This window comes from Levilactobacillus wangkuiensis (genome assembly GCF_016861605.1).
Classification (GTDB): domain Bacteria; phylum Bacillota; class Bacilli; order Lactobacillales; family Lactobacillaceae; genus Levilactobacillus; species Levilactobacillus wangkuiensis.
This window is the reverse complement of the sequence record NZ_BOLM01000016.1, coordinates 1-17,942: the sequence shown is the minus strand read 5'-3', so window position 1 is coordinate 17,942 and position 17,942 is coordinate 1. Positions and strand designations below refer to the sequence as shown.

The following is a 17,942-nucleotide window of genomic DNA, read 5'->3' as shown; positions in this document are numbered from 1 at the left end:
AAAAGTATGGCAATCAAGCACACGACAATCGATATCGACTGGAAAGTGGATGATAGTGGACTACGGTCTGCGGAAGGTAGCGTCAAAACACTAGAAACGGCAACTAAGTCGGCAACAACGGCAAGTGCCAGTTTCTCAGCCAGTCAACGAGCTTCAGCAGCTGCTCAGCGAGAGTCTACATCAGCTACCAAGTCTTATACCGAGGCCCAACGCAATTCTGGACGACAGGATCGAGAGTCTGCGCAAGATAGGGCCAAGCTTAAAGAGCAGGTCAAGGAATACGAGACGGCTCTTAAATCCTCTCAACGTACTATTGAGCTAACCAAAAAGGCTGACGCTTCCTATACGGAGATGCTGAAGGTCCAAGGTCATGCACATGCTGCCAACAGTGACCATATTCGATCACTGCGCGGTACATACGCGAGCCTACAGACTCAGTACGGCAAAGAGGTAACTCAGCTTCAGCGTGTAAAGACAGCTAGTGGCTCAACTTCAGAGGCCTATCAGGCACAGCGAAAGCGTGTTAATGATCTGGGCCTACAGATGGCTAAGACTTCTAACGAACTCAACGGATTCAATCGGGCACAGAAGTCCATGAAGACGGCGTCTGAGTCTGCTAACCGTGTTTATGATAAGACCAAGGCATTGAGTCTAGGTGTCGGTGCAGCGTTTGTCTATGGAGCTAAGAAGGCCATTGAGCTTCAGCATGAGTATAAGGTCACCAATAACTTGCTGACGACCGGCGGTGAGAGTGCCAGAACTTCACTTAAGGCCACTAAGCAAATGCAGGCTGATGGTGCTAAATACTCTATCCAGTATGGCAAGTCCCAAAAGTCAATTGCTGAGGGGTATCAAGAGCTAACCAAGCGTGGTTACACCTCTGAGCAGTCTCTTGGTTCTATGAAGTCCATGCTAAAGGCATCTGTAGCTTCTGGGGACAGTTTCTCAGACGTTGTGCATGACTCAACAGCAGCCTTAGAGTCCTTTGGGATGCGGGCAAATTCAACTTCTGGCATGATCCGAAACACTAAAAAGGTCACCAATGAGATGGCATATGCCGCCGATTTGACGGCGACGGACTTCCATTCGATGGGGATTGCTCTTAGTTATTCTGGTGTCAGTGCTAAGCAAGCTGGATTAAGCCTGTCCGAAACTTCCAGCGCAATCGGTATTTTATCTAACAACGGTCTTGAAGCTGATAAAGCTGGGACTGGGTTACGTAAGACGCTGACCAGTTTACAGTCGCCTTCAAAAGCAGCACAAGGTGCGCTTGATAAATTGGGACTTTCAACCAAAGATTTCACCAAGAAAAATGGTGATATGAAGTCTATGGCTGACACGTTTAGCCTGATTCAAAAGCATAGTGCCAAGCTAGGAGCGACTGAAAAGGCCTCCGTATTTCATAATTTGTTCGGGGCGACGGGGCAACAAGCCGGGGCCATTTTAGCTGAGAATGCTGATCAGCTTGGCAAGTTAAACGAGAAGGTCAAGGATTCAGCTAATAATGACTATACCGGCAAGCTGTCTGCCAAGAACATGCAGTCTGCTCAAAACCAAATTAACAAATTCAAACAGGCAGCCTCGGGTTTAGCTATCACTTTTGCGCAAACTGTCCTTCCGTCGATTACTAAACTGGCAATTGGTATGGGGGGCTTGCTGGAGAAGTTCGGCAAACTCGATAAGTCACAAAAGACCATGTTGACGTGGACAGCCATCACGGTGGCGGCGCTGGCACCAGCGGCAAAGGTCGTTAGTGTCATCACGACGCTGGGGAGCGCTGCCATCAATACGGCTAAACTTATTAAAGGCTTAGCCGTTTCCCAAGATGCATTAGCGGCGTCATCAACGGCATTAGCAGAATCTGAGGGAGCGGCAAGTACTGCCACCTCTGGGGCCTCTGCTGGTGGAGGCTTACTTTCTAAGGGGAAGGGTCTAGTTGGCGGGTTAGCCAAGGCTAGTCTTTTAACCGCTGGTGTCACAATCATTGCGGACCACTTACCTTCAGCTATCGCCGGGCAGTCGAAAGGCATGTCCGAAGCGGCTAAGGGTAAAGGCATCAGTTCAAACGCTAAGAACCAGTTCCTTGGCGGCATTGGGACTGATGAATGGATTGGTAACAAGGTTGGAGCAGCTTGGAATTTTCTAACGGGGAAAGATGTTCCTTCCGGAAAGTCTAGTGGCAGCTCGCATAAGTCTTCTGGAAAAGAATCTAAGAAGGACAATCCCTTCGACTCTTTGCCAAAGGATGCACGAACCGCCACCCAGACAGCGACTCAGCTGGTCAGTTCGGCAAATAAGGACTGGGCCAATGCTGCAGCTGATTTTTCCCTAAAGCAGACCAAAAAGATTAAGGCGGACGAGTCTTCACTGCTTACGTCTAATAGCGCTAAGTACAATAAGGCATACTCAGCATTATCGGGATATGTCGATAAGTCGACTTCTAAATCAACTAAGGCCGCAAGCTTTTTGGAAAAGATTGGTGCAACTAGTGCTGGTTCAGCACAAAAGGCACTTAATTCACAAAAGTCATACAATCAAAAGCACTTGGCGGCTGTCAAAGCCGACTATACGGCGATTGAACGTGATGAGCGTACCGGTGGTAAGAACAGGGTTGCACTGGTTCGGAAGCTGAATGCAGATATTCTCAAGCTAACCGATAAAGGAAATCAGAAGCAACAATCCCTACTAAGAAGTCTAAACTCTCGGACAATCAAGCTAACAACCAAACAATATAACTCAGTAATCAGACAATCGGCCAAGTCCTATCGTCTGACGAAGTCTAACGCAAAAAAAGCTTATACTGCGCAAGTTTCTTCAGCAAAGGACCGTTATGATCAAACTCTAAAGTCAGCCAAGCAGCTTTATGGTGTCCACTCTGTCGAATATAAGCGAATCAAGGGCTACGCTCAAAAGCAGTACGACAAAACCACTAGTGCGGCACATGATCAGTACAAGAAAACGGTGCACTGGGCAGAAAAGCAACGCGATGCCGTAGTTCAAGCAGCTGCTGATGCCGCAGGTGGTATCAACGGGATTATGGGCGTTATGTCCAATAATCTTGAAACTATGCTTAATCAAAACTCATCTGCTACTGGTGCTAAACACCAGAAACCAGTATCTAATACGAAGTCCATCAAGAATAACTACAATCCCGGAAACAAGTTAGCCAAGGCAGCTGGGAAAACTTATATGGGTAGCGGGATTACAGTCAATCAGGGACTTCCTGGAAAAGCTACTGGTGGTGCCATCCGTAAGACTGGTATGGCAATGGTTGGAGAAAACGGCTCCGAAGTCTTGCAACGCGGTAAGAAATTCAGTGTTGTGGGGGACCGAGGTGCACAGCTTCTGCAGGTGCGGTCAGGTGATCGTATCTACAGTCACGCGGACGTTGCTAAGATGTCGCGAGGTTCCTTTGGGCAACGACTCCCTAACTTTGCTGCTGGCACGACCCAGTTAACCAGCTTTGCAGCCGGTAGTTGGTCCACTATGCCGGGACTGAGCAAGAAGACCTCTAAGGACTCAATTTCGGAATCTAAAAAGATGTCGAAATCAGTCACCAAGAACTATGGTGACATGTCTAAGAAGTCTGCTTCATCGCTGAAACGGCTCAACAAGAAGAACGCCTCATTGTGGCATGATACTCGCACTGATGCGGAATCTGAGACCACGAAACTGCATAAGCAGGCGGTCAAGAAGTTTGACGACGTCAAAGATGATACGGTTGCCTCACTGAAGTCAATGCACAAGCAGTTTAACAGCGTCACAACGGACCTAGTTAGCGATTTTGGGTCCATTTTTGGCAAGTTAAAAGGCCAAGCCCATGACGGAATGGCCGGTGCAATTTCATCAATGAATTCGGGTATCAGTAGCATTGATACCACATTGGCACAGTTTGGTGGGAACAAGTCTGTTTTGAAGCCAATTCACTATGCAACTGGGTCTAAGGGTCCAATCGCTAGTGATCAATTGGCTGTCCTTAACGACGCAACGAGTGGCCCTCGACAAGAACTAGTGGCCCGTGGCAGTCAACTTTTGAAGCCTATTGGTAAGGATGTCATTACGCCCCTGAAAAAGGGTGATGAAGTCTTCAACGGATCACAGGTTGAGAATGCTAAACCATACCTACCACACTTCAAGAAGGGGACTGGTGCGTCTGATGACAAGCTGATCAGTCTGGCTTCTAAGAATCATAAGAACCCAGACGCTGCTTGGAAACGTGACTTTGATGACAAGACGACTAAGTCTAAGGGGTCTGACCTGAAACGTGGGTTGGCCACTACGGCCAAGGGGGCAACGGATTCTGTTGGCCCTAATTGGTACAAGGCTGGTTGGAATGTCATCAATGATGCAATTAATGGTGGCAGTGGAGCTGGTGGCAACTGGGCCCACTCACCTGGTCTCACTAAGAAGGATGGGTTTGGAACCTCTCGTGCCCAGTACTATGGTGCTGGTGCCGCTCATGATGGTGTTGATTTCAGTGGACCATTGGGATCAGCTATCAGAGCCATTCATGGTGGAACTGTTTCGAGAATTGGTGGCGTTGGAATTTCTGATTTAGGTAAAGTCATCATTGTAAAGAGTGATGATGGATTCCAAGAAATTTATCAGGAATTCGGTGGCATGGGTAATATTAAAGTTGGCGTTGGTGACACGATAAAAACGGGACAGCGTATTGCGACGCTAGGAAAGCTGGTCGGTACAGGCTCTGGTTCTCACGTTCATATCGGTGTTACTAAAGGAAATCCGCTGAAGAAGAACATGCTGTCTACTAGTGGCTGGTACGATGTCACCAAGATGCATGGCAAGAGCTCTGGTGTGGAGAAGAGTAAGTCTAAGGATACTGGCGTTGAAAAGCTCTTCAAGCGTGAGATTGGCAAGTCAGCGTTGTCCTGGATTTCTAAACGTTTGCACGTCGATGATGACTCAGGATCGGATGGAACAAGTGCGGCTCCTTCTGGGAGCCATAAACATTGGTTAGAACAGGCTGGCATTCCGGCAAGCCAATTTGCTGCTTACAACTCAATTATTACACCAGAGTCTGGATGGAACCCGACAATCCATAATCCAAGCAGTTCTGCCTACGGTATTCCTCAAGCCCTACCTGGTTCAAAGATGGCATCTGCGGGGTCTGATTGGAAGACCAATCCAATTACTCAATTGAAGTGGATGAAGAGCTACGTTAATGGCCGATACGGAGGCATTGATAAGGCATTAGCATTCAGAAAAGTACATGGTTGGTATGCCAAGGGTGGTCGTCCGAAGGTTGGTGAGTGGTCAATTGTTGGTGAGAAGGGGCCAGAACTCTTCAAGCCAGACTCAGCTGGGACCATTTATCCACACGAGAAATCGAAGCAGATTGCAAACCAATCCATTCCTTCAAATTCACGACACAGCAGTAAACCCAAGATTGATTTTCACCCAACGATCCATGTCAATATAACTGGTGACGCCAGCGGAAATGTCACGAAGCAACAAGTTATGAAGTGGGTCAAGGAAGCGATGGGCGAAAGCTTTGAACAGCTACAAGACCTGTTAGGAGGAGCGTAATGGTAAAACCAGTATACAAGCGAACTCGGGATGGGACTTCCGAGTTTTTTGGTGCATATATGCACGAATACGGAAAGAATAAAGTGTCTCAACGAATCGGCATTCACGCTAAGACTGAGGATGATGATTCTGCTTCAGAGGTAACTCAGTATGCGATTGAGAAGGGCGAACCTATCACTGATCATTCGCGGCCAACAAGTAAGACAATCACCCTTTCAATCTTGATTCAAGAAGATACGATGGCTAAGGCCAATAAGGTTTGGTCCAAGTTGAATAAGTGGCGGTTCGATGGCACACAAGTGGTTTTTAAGGGTGCTGTTGTCTACTACAAACACCTTCAAATTGAGGACTTAACCCGTCATGGCGAAAAGTACACTTCGACAATTGAAGCAACAATGAGCTTGAAGTTTGTACATTTTGCTAAGACTTCCCGAATCAAAAAGAAGGGTAAAAAAAGTAACGGTAATAAGAAACCTACTGGTAGTACCAAGTCTGCTCAGACTAAGGGCACTTATCGTAAGACTAAGGCCGGTGATACTTACTGGGGTTTCCATCAGAGCTTTGGGACGTCAATTGCAACGTTGCGTAAGTGGAACAAGTACCCGGATCGCAAGATACCAATTGGCGTCCGGATTAGGGTTAAGTGAGGTGAGTGGTGATGTCGCAACGCGACTATATTCCGATAGATGTTGATGATTTGCCGGAAATTTTTGAAATTGAATTAGCAGATATCACCTTCAACTTTGGAGTGTCCTACAACGCTGTTGGTGATTTTTTTACGGTCGATTTATACGACGAGGACCTCAACCCAATCATTTTGGGTGAAAAATTGGTGTTGAATCACCGACTATGGGCCTATGTCAATGATGACCGGCTGCCAGCGGTTGACTTGGTACCAATGGATGAGTCCGGACAAGCCACAGCCGTCAATGCTGAGACTTTTGGGCGGACAGTGTTCTTGATGATCGATGATATTGACCCAACAGATGATCTTAGTAGCGATGACTATGTTGGAATTGGCGAAGATGGGGGTGATGATGATGGCAGCTAAGTATCAAGTGGATCGGCGAGTCAAGTTGGTTCTGGATACAGGTAAGGAAAAAGTGACGCTTGAAAATATCAATCGGCTGAATCACTTACTAGAGATTCAGTTTAGTGTGCCATTTTCTAGCGAGCCCACACCAGATGTTGCGACAGTGACCATCATGAACCTATCTAAGAAGACACGGGCTCTTTTTAAAAAAGGAGAGCACGTCACACTTTACGCAGGATATAAAGGTGATGTTGGAGTTCTGACGGAGGGTAACATCAACAAAATTCCGCCTCTGCTATGGTCCGGGGTTGACTCGCAGTTCGGCTTTACCTTCATCCAGGGCGCCGACTACTCAAAAAAGAAAGATGTTTCAATCACCTTTAAGCGACAGTCGGACGCTGAACAAGTTATCAAGGCGATTGCCAAAAAGTCAGGTATTCCGCTGAAATCCATCAAGCTACAGATTCCAAAGAAATTTAAAAAGGGCTATACAGCTGATGGTCAGCCGTTGGAACTGATTGAGTCTATCGCTAAGAAGTGTGGTTCTGTTCTCCGAATTGTGCGTGGAAAATACTGTGTAGTCTATGACACCAGTGCCAGTGACTTGCAGAAAATCGTGCGAACACGGCGCGCGGCAGTTCGGTCGGCTCATACCCACTACACCAATAAGGTGCGCCAGCAAGGGATGGCCGCCAAGTATCGGTCGTCGACGACGGCGACCATCTCAAAGGATCGTGCTCAGTACAAGAAGAATTTAACTGCCGCGCAGGGACGTTTGGATAAAGCCAAGACCAAGAGCGGTAAGGCCGCAGCCAAAAAGTCCGTAGCTCATTGGCAACAACGCATCAGTGAGGTTGGCGGATTGAAGTCCCACAAGAACGCGGTAGCTTCCTATGCCAAGCGGACCCAGGAAGTTAAAGATGCAAAGGACGATTGGGAAAATGCACAGAAGCTTTTGAATAAAGCGGAGAAGGCCTTACGGAAGGCTGGTGGGGCTAAGAAGAATAGTACGGCCACCAAGCCAGCCGAATTATTGCTGTCGAACACAACTGGACTGACTGAGGAACCAAGCTACAGCGAAGATGACGATGGTGAATCATGGAGCTTTAGTTGCCTGCTGCAGCATCGCATTACGACAGACGCCGTAATCAAAGTTAAGAGCCGGAATTTGAATCGAACGATGGTCGTCGATAATGGGGAACACGCTTATGATGGGTCGTCCTTCCTAACAACGGGGGTGCTGAAGTAATGGCAAACAAAAGACCAGAACTAAAATTTTTTCGTTTCTTTGCACGAAAAGTAAAGCGTGAGACACATGTCCACCTACTTTGTCGAGTGGTTTCGGTAGAGTCGGATCATACCTGCACCGTACAACCACAAGACCTTGCGTCTGATGGCGATAAGCGAGGGATGATTCTGAGTGTACGAATTCCTAAACATGCTCGAGACGATGTCAAAAAGGATGTCAGCGTTAGTGTGGGCTTCTTTGATCGCGACGTTTCAGAAGCAGATGTAGGCGATACAGGGGATATTTCAAACGCTTCAGACCGTTTGCATAGCTTGAACGATGCTTTTATCGAGGCGGTGTTTTAATGGAACTACGAGATTTAAAACAAGATGAGAACGGCGATTTAGTCATCGAAAATGGCGAGATGCAGACAGTTATTGGTAAAGAGGAGTTGGCTCAAGGAATTCGCACCATCATCAGTAATCAGCTGGGGGACGCACCACTAGAACCCGATTTGGGAATGGACTATGAAAATCTTATCGGTGAAGACTTTAATGAAGCCTTTGCCCAAGCTGATTTTGAGGATGCAATTTTGGAGCAGGAACCCCGAGTGGTAGCCATCACAGATACCACTTTTAATTTGGACCATAAAACGCGAATTTTGTCAGTAAATTTGAAAATGACCGTTGATATGAACCAAACAGGTATTGAAGATGATCAAGAGGAAATAGAACAGGAGGTGACGATTGATGGCGGAAACTGATGCTGAGTACGGACTAACGCCGCAAGGTTATGTAGCGGAGCCAGAGGATGCAATTCAAATTGACCTATTTGAGCTTGCTGGTAGTCTGATGGGTTCTAATATCGGGACGGCTGAAAAGTCTATCTTAGGTAGTTTTATCCGTATCGTGGCTCACCGATTTGCTAAGTACGAGCAAACCATCGGCAACGTCTGGGACTCGTGGTTCTTCGACACCGCAACAGGGATTACCTTAGATAAGGTTGTTGCCTTATTAGGACTAACCCGAAATAAATCACAACCAGCCTACGTGTCTTTAACTTTCACCGGAAAAGCAGGAACAGTGATTGATGCTGATGAAATGTTCGAGACAGAAGATGGACAAACCTTTATGCTCGAAGATGCCGTTATTTTGGATGATGATGGCAACGGCTCTGGCATTGCAGTTTCAATGGATGAGTCAGCTGATGCGAATGTCGCAGCAGGTACGATTACTAAGCAGACCATGCCGGTTGAAGAGATCACTTCGGTCACTAATCCGGTGGCAGCGACTGGTGGTATGACTACCGAGGATGATGAGACTTTTAAGAACCGGGTAAAAGTCTTCGAAGAATCATTGTCGGGAGCTACTCGTGACGGAATCAGATCATCAGTGGCTAACGTGGCCGGAGTCGATCAAGTAGAGGTCAACATCAATGACACTAATGAGGTTGACGAAAATAGTGACCCGCCAAAATCAATTCACGTCTATGCTGCAGGTGGCATCGATGGTGATGTAGCTCAAGCTATTAGCGATACTCTTGCTGGTGGGACTCAGACAGTAGGGGCAACGGTGTTCAAGGTGCTGGACCGTGGCGGGCACCCGCAAGAGATTCACTTTGACCGTCCAACAGGCGTGCCAATCTTTATGACGGTCACGCTTGATACTGATAGTACCTTATTTGAGACAGATGGAATTGACCAAATTAAAACCAACATCAAAACGTATCTTAACTCTCTAACAATGGGGGATAAGGTGCGTTTTACTTATCTCTACACTTTAGTGTATGGAGTGGTCGGCGTGACTGATGCGGAGATCAAGATTGGGCGCACAACTGATACTTTAGCAGCGTCCGATATCCAGCTAGAGACCTTTGAGTCAGCAACTTATGCTCCGGGCAATATCGAGGTGGTAACTAATGCAAATTGATCCAACAATTAAGGACTTACCGCCATCTTTTGATCGGTCTACTGGGTCGAACAATTGGAAGATGATGCAGTTGGTCGAACAGCCGATAGGTGCTGGTGAGAAGCGATTGGATATGCTGTTGAAAATGCGGTCACTAGACACCGCTGAGGGCGGATTCCTAGACAGAATAGGCAACCTCATTGGAGTTTATCGAGGACAGATGGATGACGATTTCTATCGGCGAATGATTTATGCGCGCCTTGCCCGTCGGTATACCGATGGGACCATCAACCAGATTTATGATGTCGTCTCGGCAATTCTCTCTGCGGACCCACACGAATTTTTGGTACGCCCTCTTTGGAACGTAACTGGTGAACCAATGGCCATTGAGGTCTTGAATGTTCCGGCAATCTATGTTGACTCACAGGAGAAGGAAGCAATGTTGCTTGACCAGGTCCGGGCATCCGTTGCGGCTCCAACCAGAGTAGCTTCGATCCAGTTCCAAACGACAGTCAAAAGTAATCTCTATATGGCCTCTTATACTATGGTTCACCAAACAATTCATACAACAATGAATGTCGCGCAGGACCGCCATATCTCGATGCAAGGACAAGCTGGCTTAGCTAGTGTCACCAAAATTAGACAAATAATCAAGGCAAAGGAGGGGTAATAGTGGCAAGTAATGATGAGCAAAGAAGTGCAACAACCATCTTCACGACTGCCGCCCAGTCAATAGCCGCACGGCTTATCGCGAATAAAACAACGGCCAAATTTACTAAGGCAGAAATCAGTACCACTAATCTTTTTAATCAGTCGGTTACCGAGCTACAAGTCCTAACGTCGCTGGATAACGTTCAGCAAACGGCTGACATTAATACCGTGACAGTCATCAATGACAGCACGGTGGATGTAAATATCGCAATCGACCAAACAAAAGCACCAAATGATTATCAAATGAATTCGGTTGGATTGTTCGCTGTCGATGGCGATGGTAAGGAGGTGCTGTACAGTGTCACCGTGTTAAAAGATCCCGTTTATATCCATCAAGATGCAATGGGGTCGGCTTTAGGAATTGATCTGGAAACTGTAGTGGGTCAATCCAGTAACGTCGACCTATCAATCAACCCAGCTGGTGCAGTGACCAACGAGGCGTTGAAGGTGACCTTGGCCGATTACGTCAAAACGGACGATGTAAAAAGCCTTATCCCTGCCACCGTCATCGATGGTAGCAAGCCGGCGGATTTCAAGGAATCCGTCACGCTGGAAAAGGGTGCGGTGGACGGTGAAGGCAATGCCATTGCGACCACCAAGGATGTTTCCGATGGTGACGCTGAAACACTCAAGTCGGCAAAGGAGTACGCGGACACGAAAGTTAGTGGCAAAGCTAATGATAGTACGGTTGTGCACACGGCGGATATGCGTAAACCTGCTAGCGATGTAGCAGGAATTGAGGAAGTTAATGCCAAGCAAGATAAGCTAACAATTACACCAGCGGATGATTCCAAAGTAGCTCACCTATCTGGAGCAAACAACTTTGACACCACCCCAACGGTCAACAACAATCCGCTACTACTAGCAAGCAGTTTACCGTCTGATTTAGCACGGACTGGTCAAGATGCCAACTTTACCGCAAAACTCCAGCAGAATGGTCAAGATGTCGCACTTGCCAATAATACGATTGCCCGCAACCCTAACACTGGGGTTGTTTCTACACCTACTGACTTCACCAAGCTCACTGTGAACGGAGGTAAATCAGTCGCTACCCGCGACGATTTGAAAAGCCTTGAAGCAAGTGCTTGGAAACTATTGGTAAATAGTGATGCTACTACTGCTTTTTATCGACTTGTCGACGGCACACTATATATATCTGGGTATGCACGCGTAGGGGGAAATTATGGTAAAACAGATGCTAATCTGACAATAGTTAAGCAACTTCCAACAGAATTACAAAATAAAGCATGGACTATCAAAAATGATATGACGGTAGGGCTTAACGATACTAACGGATCGACGACTGCAGATTTAAAAATTGGTAAATCATCTTTGATTGCCACTTCTAGCGTTCCAGATAGTTGGACCACTAATGGTATCGTAATTTTTAATAACTCATATACACAAAGTTAGGAGGAAAAGAAATGCCAATTTATTACGTAAAATCAGATTCAGATAACAAGTTTCCAGACAAGGACACTGCGCCCGTACTTGATCCAGCAGATGGCTTACGAGCGGTGAATATCCCTACTACCTTGGTTCAATACTTCACGCGATACTGGTGGATGTATGCATTCAAGGGTGACGACTCCCAAGAAGTCACAGCTCCGGGTAACTTACCCAATTTGGATATCGACTACCTGCAAGGATTGATTGATCAGCAGGGTAAGCAAATTGAACAACAGGCGAAAAACATTGAGTCATTGAAAACTGAAAACAAAAGCCTTAAGTCAGCCAATGAGTTAACGCAGCAAGGCTTGATGGAAGCTGTCGATTACTTGTCTTCACAACTATCACCGGCTAGCACCACGACTGGAGCTGACTCAACTGCAACGAGTTCAGCAGCCCCAGCTAGTTCGGCAGCAAGTGAATCTTAGGAGGTGATGGAAATGGAATACTCTGCATTGGCACAGATTTATGCGCAAGCAATTATTGATGGCACACGGACTATTGAAGCCGTACCAGTCCCGTTTCGGTCTGACACCCAAGCGGCTTTGACTCAACTACAATCAAACAAATAAGGAGATAATCAATTATGTTAAATTTCAAATTTTCAGCTTTAGCTGCTATCTATGCTGCAAACGTTCTGGACGGTGGTCGGACTATTGATGAAGTACCATCCTATCTGCAACCCCAAGTGAAAGAAGTCCTGGGAAACTCAACCAGCACCGCCGCCGATACTACGCCGCAAGCATAGCAATCGCCGTTGGTGCTTTTTTGATGGGATTTTTTGTGGGAAAGGGGTGAAGCAATTGCATCGTATTAAAGATGGCCCGGTTCAACGGGCCTTTTCGCATTGGAATCATTTTTGTTTTGGCTTATTTTCAATGATAGGCGGTTTGTATATTTGGTTTCATCAAGGTTATTTAGATGATCCACGGGTGACACCACCGCCACCACCTTCACCGGCTGAACATGCAATCTTTGCCTTTGCTGACGACTGGTGGTTTTCATTGTGGTTAATTGTCTGTGGCATCGCTATTCTGGTTGGCGTCTTTCACAATCGGCGGTTGTTACGTGATGGTGGCCTAGTTGCCCTATCACCAGCAATGGGGGCCTGATCAGTGGCTTTCATTGTTCGGGGCTTGTTTGATGTGCGGTTTAACCTAACGTGGGTGTTCGCCTTACTCATGCTGTTTTTGCTAGTCGGTACGTTGATTAGGGGGGACACGCATGGATATTAAGTCCTGGGCAGTTGCTTTAGGTGCGCTGGGAACGTTTGTAACGACCGTATGGGCTGTTATTCATGGCTATCATTCCGATTTACGCCAGGCTGATCATGATCATCAGGAGATACAGGAGTATATCGTTAAGCAAATTAAAGAGGATAACCATGGCCTTCGTAAAGAGCTCGATGATGTGCGAAAACAATTTGACAATGATCTGAATGGATTGAAGGCTAAGAAAGATGCCATGGAACAAGAACTTAACCTGCAAATTGCCTTAAAGGTTAGTGAGAATGAAGCCTTACGAAAACGTAATGCTGCTTTAGAACGTGAGAATCAAGCGTACCGGGAACGGTACGGTGAACTTTAGGAGGAAAACGCATGTCTGAATTTACGAAGATTATTAAATTGCTCAACGACACCGGTATCTTAGGTGTCTTAATTTTTGCCTTGGTTGGCTGGTTTACCCGGATCAATCCGGCATTGAAGACCAAGATTGCGGCGAACAAGTCCGCTACTCAGCGCGAAGTATTGGGACTGTTAGACACACTGGCTTTCAGTGCTGTCAACAAGGCGGCCACTAATTATGAAATGCCAGGGGAAGAAAAGCGTGAGCAGGCGATTGCTGATGTAACAGGCCAAATGAAAGTATTTGGTCATGATAGTCTGGCACCGGCAATTATTTCAGCAGCCATTGAAAAGGCATATCAGTCGATGACAACAACGGATACGAAAGCCCAAGCAAAACAGGTTGAATACAATGCCGCTCTGGCGGACACAGAGCAAGCGTTCGCTGATAAGCAAGCACAACTGGACAAGCAAGCTGCGACAGTGCCCGCTGACCCAGCACCCTTAGATGTACCCGAAAAGACGGCCACTACGGAGGGAGATGCAAAGTAATGCCGCATTATGATGTTGTGGATACGTCCAATAACAATGGAATCATGACCGTTGCCAATTGGCGCTCAATGAAAAAATATGGCGTCAAAGCCATGATAGCTAAGCTATCCGAAGGCACGTACTTCACTGACCAAACGGCCAAGCCAAGCATTCGTAACGCGATTACTGCTGGTCTACACGTCAACGGTTATCACTTTGCCGGATTTACGACAGTGGCTGGGGCTAAGGCCGAAGCTCAAATGGCGGCGCGGAGTGCGCTTAAGGCAGGATTGGGCAAGAACAGTGTGATCGTACTTGATTTTGAAACCACCAACTCTGGTTGGAATCAGAACTCTAAAATTGTTAAGGCTTGGATCAACGAAGTCCATCGCATGGGCTATCCTAAGACGGACGTTTATACGATGGGCAGCTGGATTAATTCAGTGCCTTTGAATACAACCGGCCGTGGTGGTTGGGTGGCTAACTATCCTTATAACCCGTCAGGGTTCAAACTCTATACCGGATATAATGGCTGGCAATGGACGTCAAGCATGCACTTCCCTGGGTGTTATGGTGGTTTCGATGTGTCCCAAATGTACTCAAACTTCTACTATGGCACCACAACTAAGACGATCAAGCCTAAGAAGGCCATCTACTACCGATACAATCCCAAGATGATCTATGCCCGGACGCCGATTAATCGCTACAAGGACATTGCCTTCAAACACAAAGTAGACAACTTCCCGGCCGGCACAGTATTTGCGATTGCCAAAGTGATTAACTACGGCAAAATTACCCGGTTCCAGTTGGCCAACGGCTATTACATCACGTCTAACCAAGCCAACGTTAATCGCTTATACTATTCTGTTGATGGCGGTGTCAAGCGAGTAAAGTCTGTACGCGGTACTCACCGGTACAAAGATAAGGCCCTCAAACATGTTGTGGACTGGCAGCCAGCCGGCACTGAATTTGATGTCGCTAAGATCGCCAATTACAGAGATACAACTCGGATTCAGTTGGCTAACGGATACTATATCAGTGGAAACAAAAAGATTAACAAATTTGTCAAATAAGAGTACAGTACAAGATGTACCTGTACGTTACTGATTTAGAAAAGGCGCTCACTCCTAACAGGGGTGGGCGCCTTTTTTGGAACTATGTTATGATGAATAAGGTGGTTGATACTTTTAAAGTGATCATACAATTCTAGGAGGATAGCTTAATATTATTGGAAAATATCCAAATACTTAATTAAGTTATACCAAAAGATATGGATCTTTGATGCTTGTATGATATACTGAATTTGTCAAGTAACAAATAATTTTTTACTACGTAGCTATTTCAAAATTGTTGGGGGTGATGAGTATGGCCACTAAAAGCTTTCAAACTGATTTTGCTTTTAACAAAAAGAATGGTCATGCATTAGCTAACGCGCTTGAGCATTCACGACGGGTAGACATTGTAGTGGAATCAGCAGTAAATCGATACAACAAAATGGATGAGGACAAACTTCATAAAAAATTTGATTCGTTATTCAGATCGGATGATCAGCACTAGTGTCATTTGAGGTTGTTTCGCTAAGACAGTTGCTTGATAATTATGAAACTAGAGAAATCATTACTCAGTTAAATGACTTTGCATCTATTAATGATGACGTTGAAAGCTTTTTAAAGAAAAAAGCAATTCAATTTGAAAAGGTTGGATTATCACGGACAACATTAGTTTATACTAGTATTAAGGGCGACTTGAAATTGGCCGGGTACTTTGCTATTTCTAGTAAGCCATTAACAATTTCTAAAAAGAATTGGAATAAGTTAAGTAATGGCGTACGTCGTAAATTATTGCCAATGGGATATAGAACTGAACAAGATAATTACGAAGTTTCTTCAATACTACTTGGACAATTAGGTGTTAACTTTAAGTACAAATCTTCCCATATTATAACTGGAAATGAACTTTTAGCATTATCATATGAAGAAATTAAAAAAGCTTGGATGGCATCTGGTGGGACAATGCTATATTTGGAAGCTAAAAACATTCCATATCTTCGTGAATTTTACACGAGCAATGGATTTAGCCAATTGCTTTTAAAAGAAAGTGATGAGGATAAAGTTCCAAGTATTCCATATGTATCTGTCAACCACCTGCATTTATATGTAAAGAAGCTGACCGATATCTGATAGAAAAGGGCGCTCACTCCTGGCGGGGTGGGCGTCTTTTTTATTAATTACGCAGTTTATAAAAAATCATGAAAGATGTAAAACAGGAAAATCGACATTAAGGCCGCTCATCTCTACTGAGGTGAGCGGCCCTTTATGCCATTCGTTTTTAATTTTGAAACTTATAATTTGCGAATTTTTTAATGCTGTTTTCTGATGAAGTTCATCCAGATGAGATCTCCAACGTACATAATTAGAAATAAGAAAATCCAAATTCCAATTGAAGTAACCCGGTTCCCATTCGAACTAGTAATTCCTGAACCATCAATTTTTCTAAACCATAAAAAAATAACACCTATCAGAAAGACCACTGTTTCTAAGATAACTGTAAGTCTCCAAATTTTCATTAGAAAACTACCCCTTCAAGACAATTTTTAAAAATAAATCACAGTGATTTTTATGATAATTTTATTAGGTTAACTATCATAGTACCCTTTTAACTGAGATTATATGATAGTATAGTGGATATTTTCCAAAGCGAGATTAATTACACTATTGCTAAAAGTAGGCGGTGGAACGTTAAATAATTAGTTTTTCTATATCGTGCTTAATACTTTTTATTTCTGATTCCACAAAGGGTATCATGCTTTGATATGTTTTTTCCCCTAATAAGGTAGGTTTTAAAAAATGAATTCTATGATCTTTATTAGAAGTAACAGAGCTAATCAAGTCTTTCTTAAGCAAATCAGTAGTCTGCATTGAGACAAATGTTTTACTAATATCATATTTGGAGCAAAAATCTCTGGTAATAAAGGAATCTTCAAAGTAAATCATTTCGTGTAACATCATAAATTGGATAATACTAATGGTGAAGTTTTCGCTATCTATACGAGATATTCTGTTGGTTATTTTTCTAAGTTTCCACGTCTCATCTAACAATTCATCAAAAGACAACATGAAGTCCCTCCAATAATGTGTTGAAATTTAATTTAATGATTAACAATTACAATAATAACACTAAAAACTATTTTTTGAATAACTTTCGTGCAGCTTTAGATAATGGAGACTTTACCAGCCGCAGATGTTTTTTGAATTAATTGTAAGTCTGACGATCACTTTAAACAATAAATCTAGTGTAGGTGTGGTTAAAAACCACATCAATCTGATAACGGGTGTTGATGAGCCGTTTGAAGCTTGCGTCAATTCTCTCATTAATAACTTTTGCATCATTTTCTATTTGCATCACTAAATGTCACCTCATCATTATGCTATAGCCACAGTTGTAGCGCAGAATGCGTATTTGGTGATCACAAACTGCTTTCTACTATTATAATGGCCAAACAGCGCAGCCGTTGATCCTTTCTCTGCACGATAAAGAAAATCCAAAGCGTGGGCATGTACCAAACAATTGATTAGCTCGTTTGTCTTGGAGTCACGTATCTTTACATAAAGAAGCAGGGGGCTTAGCTTGATAGTTCGGGGGTCGCTTTCAAGGGTTCCATTAAGTGGTTGTTGTTCCATAACTATCACCTCAGCTTTTATTATACGAACGTTTGTTCGCTTAATCAATGAAAATATATAATTTTGAATGCTTAGAAATGGATTTTTTACTAGGTGAGGGAATAAAACGGATTTATAAAAAGAAAAACGTTTGCACTTTTTTTGCACTGCACGGCTTTAATCATTGATATAGCACGATCAAGTATGCCTGCTCTGGGCATCATGGATAACTTTTAAAGGGGCTGTGACATAAGTCTCCAAAATGAAAGCTGGTTGAGGAAAATCTTCGGATTTTCCTCAACCAGCTTTTTG

19 protein-coding genes are annotated in these 17,942 nt (G+C 44.7%); 17 read left to right on the top strand and 2 right to left on the bottom strand.

Annotated features, from left to right (window positions below; translation table 11 throughout):
- Positions 1-6: 6 nt before the first annotated feature.
- The 17 genes from JUF13_RS10640 to JUF13_RS10565 all read left to right on the top strand — a co-directional run bounded on the left by JUF13_RS10640 (position 7) and on the right by JUF13_RS10565 (position 16,151).
- Positions 7-5,547, top strand: a complete 5,541-nt coding sequence (locus JUF13_RS10640; RefSeq protein WP_203639671.1) for a phage tail tape measure protein — start codon at positions 7-9, stop codon at positions 5,545-5,547.
- Positions 5,547-6,194, top strand: a complete 648-nt coding sequence (locus JUF13_RS10635) for a LysM peptidoglycan-binding domain-containing protein (protein ID WP_125766090.1) — start codon at positions 5,547-5,549, stop codon at positions 6,192-6,194. Before JUF13_RS10640 ends, JUF13_RS10635 begins: the two co-directional genes overlap by 1 nt.
- 11 nt (positions 6,195-6,205) lie before the next feature.
- Complete coding sequence (locus JUF13_RS10630) at positions 6,206-6,598, top strand: phage baseplate plug family protein (RefSeq protein WP_041815494.1); 393 nt, start codon at positions 6,206-6,208, stop codon at positions 6,596-6,598.
- Entirely contained in the window at positions 6,588-7,829 is a 1,242-nt protein-coding gene (locus tag JUF13_RS10625; RefSeq protein ID WP_203639670.1) for a hypothetical protein, read from the top strand. Before JUF13_RS10630 ends, JUF13_RS10625 begins: the two co-directional genes overlap by 11 nt.
- Entirely contained in the window at positions 7,829-8,173 is a 345-nt protein-coding gene (locus tag JUF13_RS10620; protein ID WP_043022744.1) for a hypothetical protein, read from the top strand. The genes JUF13_RS10625 and JUF13_RS10620 overlap by 1 nt, the downstream gene beginning before the upstream one ends.
- Complete coding sequence (locus JUF13_RS10615) at positions 8,173-8,571, top strand: contractile injection system sheath initiator (protein ID WP_125766092.1); 399 nt, start codon at positions 8,173-8,175, stop codon at positions 8,569-8,571. Before JUF13_RS10620 ends, JUF13_RS10615 begins: the two co-directional genes overlap by 1 nt.
- Positions 8,558-9,736: a baseplate J/gp47 family protein gene (locus JUF13_RS10610; RefSeq protein WP_203639669.1), complete on the top strand. Its 1,179-nt coding sequence runs from the start codon at positions 8,558-8,560 to the stop codon at positions 9,734-9,736. Before JUF13_RS10615 ends, JUF13_RS10610 begins: the two co-directional genes overlap by 14 nt.
- Positions 9,726-10,385: a hypothetical protein gene (locus JUF13_RS10605; protein WP_203639668.1), complete on the top strand. Its 660-nt coding sequence runs from the start codon at positions 9,726-9,728 to the stop codon at positions 10,383-10,385. The genes JUF13_RS10610 and JUF13_RS10605 overlap by 11 nt, the downstream gene beginning before the upstream one ends.
- A gap of 2 nt (positions 10,386-10,387) precedes the next feature.
- On the top strand, positions 10,388-11,839 hold the full coding sequence (locus JUF13_RS10600) for a hypothetical protein (protein ID WP_203639693.1): 1,452 nt from the start codon (positions 10,388-10,390) through the stop codon (positions 11,837-11,839).
- Between the two features lie 11 nt (positions 11,840-11,850).
- Positions 11,851-12,303, top strand: a complete 453-nt coding sequence (locus tag JUF13_RS10595; RefSeq protein WP_203639667.1) for a hypothetical protein — start codon at positions 11,851-11,853, stop codon at positions 12,301-12,303.
- A gap of 12 nt (positions 12,304-12,315) precedes the next feature.
- The gene (locus JUF13_RS14515; protein WP_251948884.1) at positions 12,316-12,447 is read left to right on the top strand and encodes a CD1375 family protein; all 132 of its coding nucleotides are present in this window, start codon (positions 12,316-12,318) and stop codon (positions 12,445-12,447) included.
- A 14-nt stretch (positions 12,448-12,461) separates the two neighbouring features.
- A complete protein-coding gene (locus tag JUF13_RS10590) occupies positions 12,462-12,623 on the top strand; it encodes a hypothetical protein (RefSeq protein ID WP_087612786.1) in 162 nt (53 codons plus the stop codon).
- Between the two features lie 46 nt (positions 12,624-12,669).
- On the top strand, positions 12,670-12,987 hold the full coding sequence (locus tag JUF13_RS10585) for a hypothetical protein (RefSeq protein ID WP_203639666.1): 318 nt from the start codon (positions 12,670-12,672) through the stop codon (positions 12,985-12,987).
- A gap of 112 nt (positions 12,988-13,099) precedes the next feature.
- The gene (locus JUF13_RS10580) at positions 13,100-13,462 is read left to right on the top strand and encodes a hypothetical protein (protein ID WP_203639665.1); all 363 of its coding nucleotides are present in this window, start codon (positions 13,100-13,102) and stop codon (positions 13,460-13,462) included.
- A gap of 11 nt (positions 13,463-13,473) precedes the next feature.
- Positions 13,474-13,992 (top strand): phage holin family protein, encoded by a 519-nt coding sequence (locus JUF13_RS10575; RefSeq protein ID WP_203639664.1) that lies wholly within the window; start codon positions 13,474-13,476, stop codon positions 13,990-13,992.
- Positions 13,992-15,044 (top strand): GH25 family lysozyme, encoded by a 1,053-nt coding sequence (locus JUF13_RS10570; RefSeq protein WP_203639663.1) that lies wholly within the window; start codon positions 13,992-13,994, stop codon positions 15,042-15,044. Before JUF13_RS10575 ends, JUF13_RS10570 begins: the two co-directional genes overlap by 1 nt.
- A 483-nt stretch (positions 15,045-15,527) precedes the next feature.
- The gene (locus JUF13_RS10565; RefSeq protein WP_203639662.1) at positions 15,528-16,151 is read left to right on the top strand and encodes a GNAT family acetyltransferase; all 624 of its coding nucleotides are present in this window, start codon (positions 15,528-15,530) and stop codon (positions 16,149-16,151) included.
- Positions 16,152-16,330: 179 nt separating this feature from the next.
- On the opposite strand, the gene JUF13_RS14605 is transcribed toward JUF13_RS10565, so the two are convergent.
- Complete coding sequence (locus JUF13_RS14605) at positions 16,331-16,537, bottom strand: DUF3923 family protein (protein ID WP_367182364.1); 207 nt, start codon at positions 16,535-16,537, stop codon at positions 16,331-16,333.
- 172 nt (positions 16,538-16,709) lie between these two features.
- Entirely contained in the window at positions 16,710-17,087 is a 378-nt protein-coding gene (locus JUF13_RS10555; protein WP_203639661.1) for a MarR family transcriptional regulator, read from the bottom strand.
- Positions 17,088-17,942 lie beyond the last annotated feature (855 nt).

Bases quoted from the DNA above. Each gene is read 5' to 3' on its own strand.
- JUF13_RS14605 (WP_367182364.1), bottom strand. From the start codon at position 16,537: ATGAAAATTTGGAGACTTACAGTTATCTTAGAAACAGTGGTCTTTCTG.
- JUF13_RS10595 (WP_203639667.1), top strand. From the start codon at position 11,851: ATGCCAATTTATTACGTAAAATCAGATTCAGATAACAAGTTTCCAGAC.
- JUF13_RS10570 (WP_203639663.1), top strand. From the start codon at position 13,992: ATGCCGCATTATGATGTTGTGGATACGTCCAATAACAATGGAATCATG.
- JUF13_RS14515 (WP_251948884.1), top strand. From the start codon at position 12,316: ATGGAATACTCTGCATTGGCACAGATTTATGCGCAAGCAATTATTGAT.
- JUF13_RS10555 (WP_203639661.1), bottom strand. From the start codon at position 17,087: ATGTTGTCTTTTGATGAATTGTTAGATGAGACGTGGAAACTTAGAAAA.
- JUF13_RS10635 (WP_125766090.1), top strand. From the start codon at position 5,547: ATGGTAAAACCAGTATACAAGCGAACTCGGGATGGGACTTCCGAGTTT.
- JUF13_RS10580 (WP_203639665.1), top strand. From the start codon at position 13,100: ATGGATATTAAGTCCTGGGCAGTTGCTTTAGGTGCGCTGGGAACGTTT.
- JUF13_RS10575 (WP_203639664.1), top strand. From the start codon at position 13,474: ATGTCTGAATTTACGAAGATTATTAAATTGCTCAACGACACCGGTATC.
- JUF13_RS10590 (WP_087612786.1), top strand. From the start codon at position 12,462: ATGTTAAATTTCAAATTTTCAGCTTTAGCTGCTATCTATGCTGCAAAC.
- JUF13_RS10615 (WP_125766092.1), top strand. From the start codon at position 8,173: ATGGAACTACGAGATTTAAAACAAGATGAGAACGGCGATTTAGTCATC.
- JUF13_RS10610 (WP_203639669.1), top strand. From the start codon at position 8,558: ATGGCGGAAACTGATGCTGAGTACGGACTAACGCCGCAAGGTTATGTA.
- JUF13_RS10630 (WP_041815494.1), top strand. From the start codon at position 6,206: ATGTCGCAACGCGACTATATTCCGATAGATGTTGATGATTTGCCGGAA.
- JUF13_RS10625 (WP_203639670.1), top strand. From the start codon at position 6,588: ATGGCAGCTAAGTATCAAGTGGATCGGCGAGTCAAGTTGGTTCTGGAT.
- JUF13_RS10605 (WP_203639668.1), top strand. From the start codon at position 9,726: ATGCAAATTGATCCAACAATTAAGGACTTACCGCCATCTTTTGATCGG.
- JUF13_RS10640 (WP_203639671.1), top strand. From the start codon at position 7: ATGGCAATCAAGCACACGACAATCGATATCGACTGGAAAGTGGATGAT.
- JUF13_RS10620 (WP_043022744.1), top strand. From the start codon at position 7,829: ATGGCAAACAAAAGACCAGAACTAAAATTTTTTCGTTTCTTTGCACGA.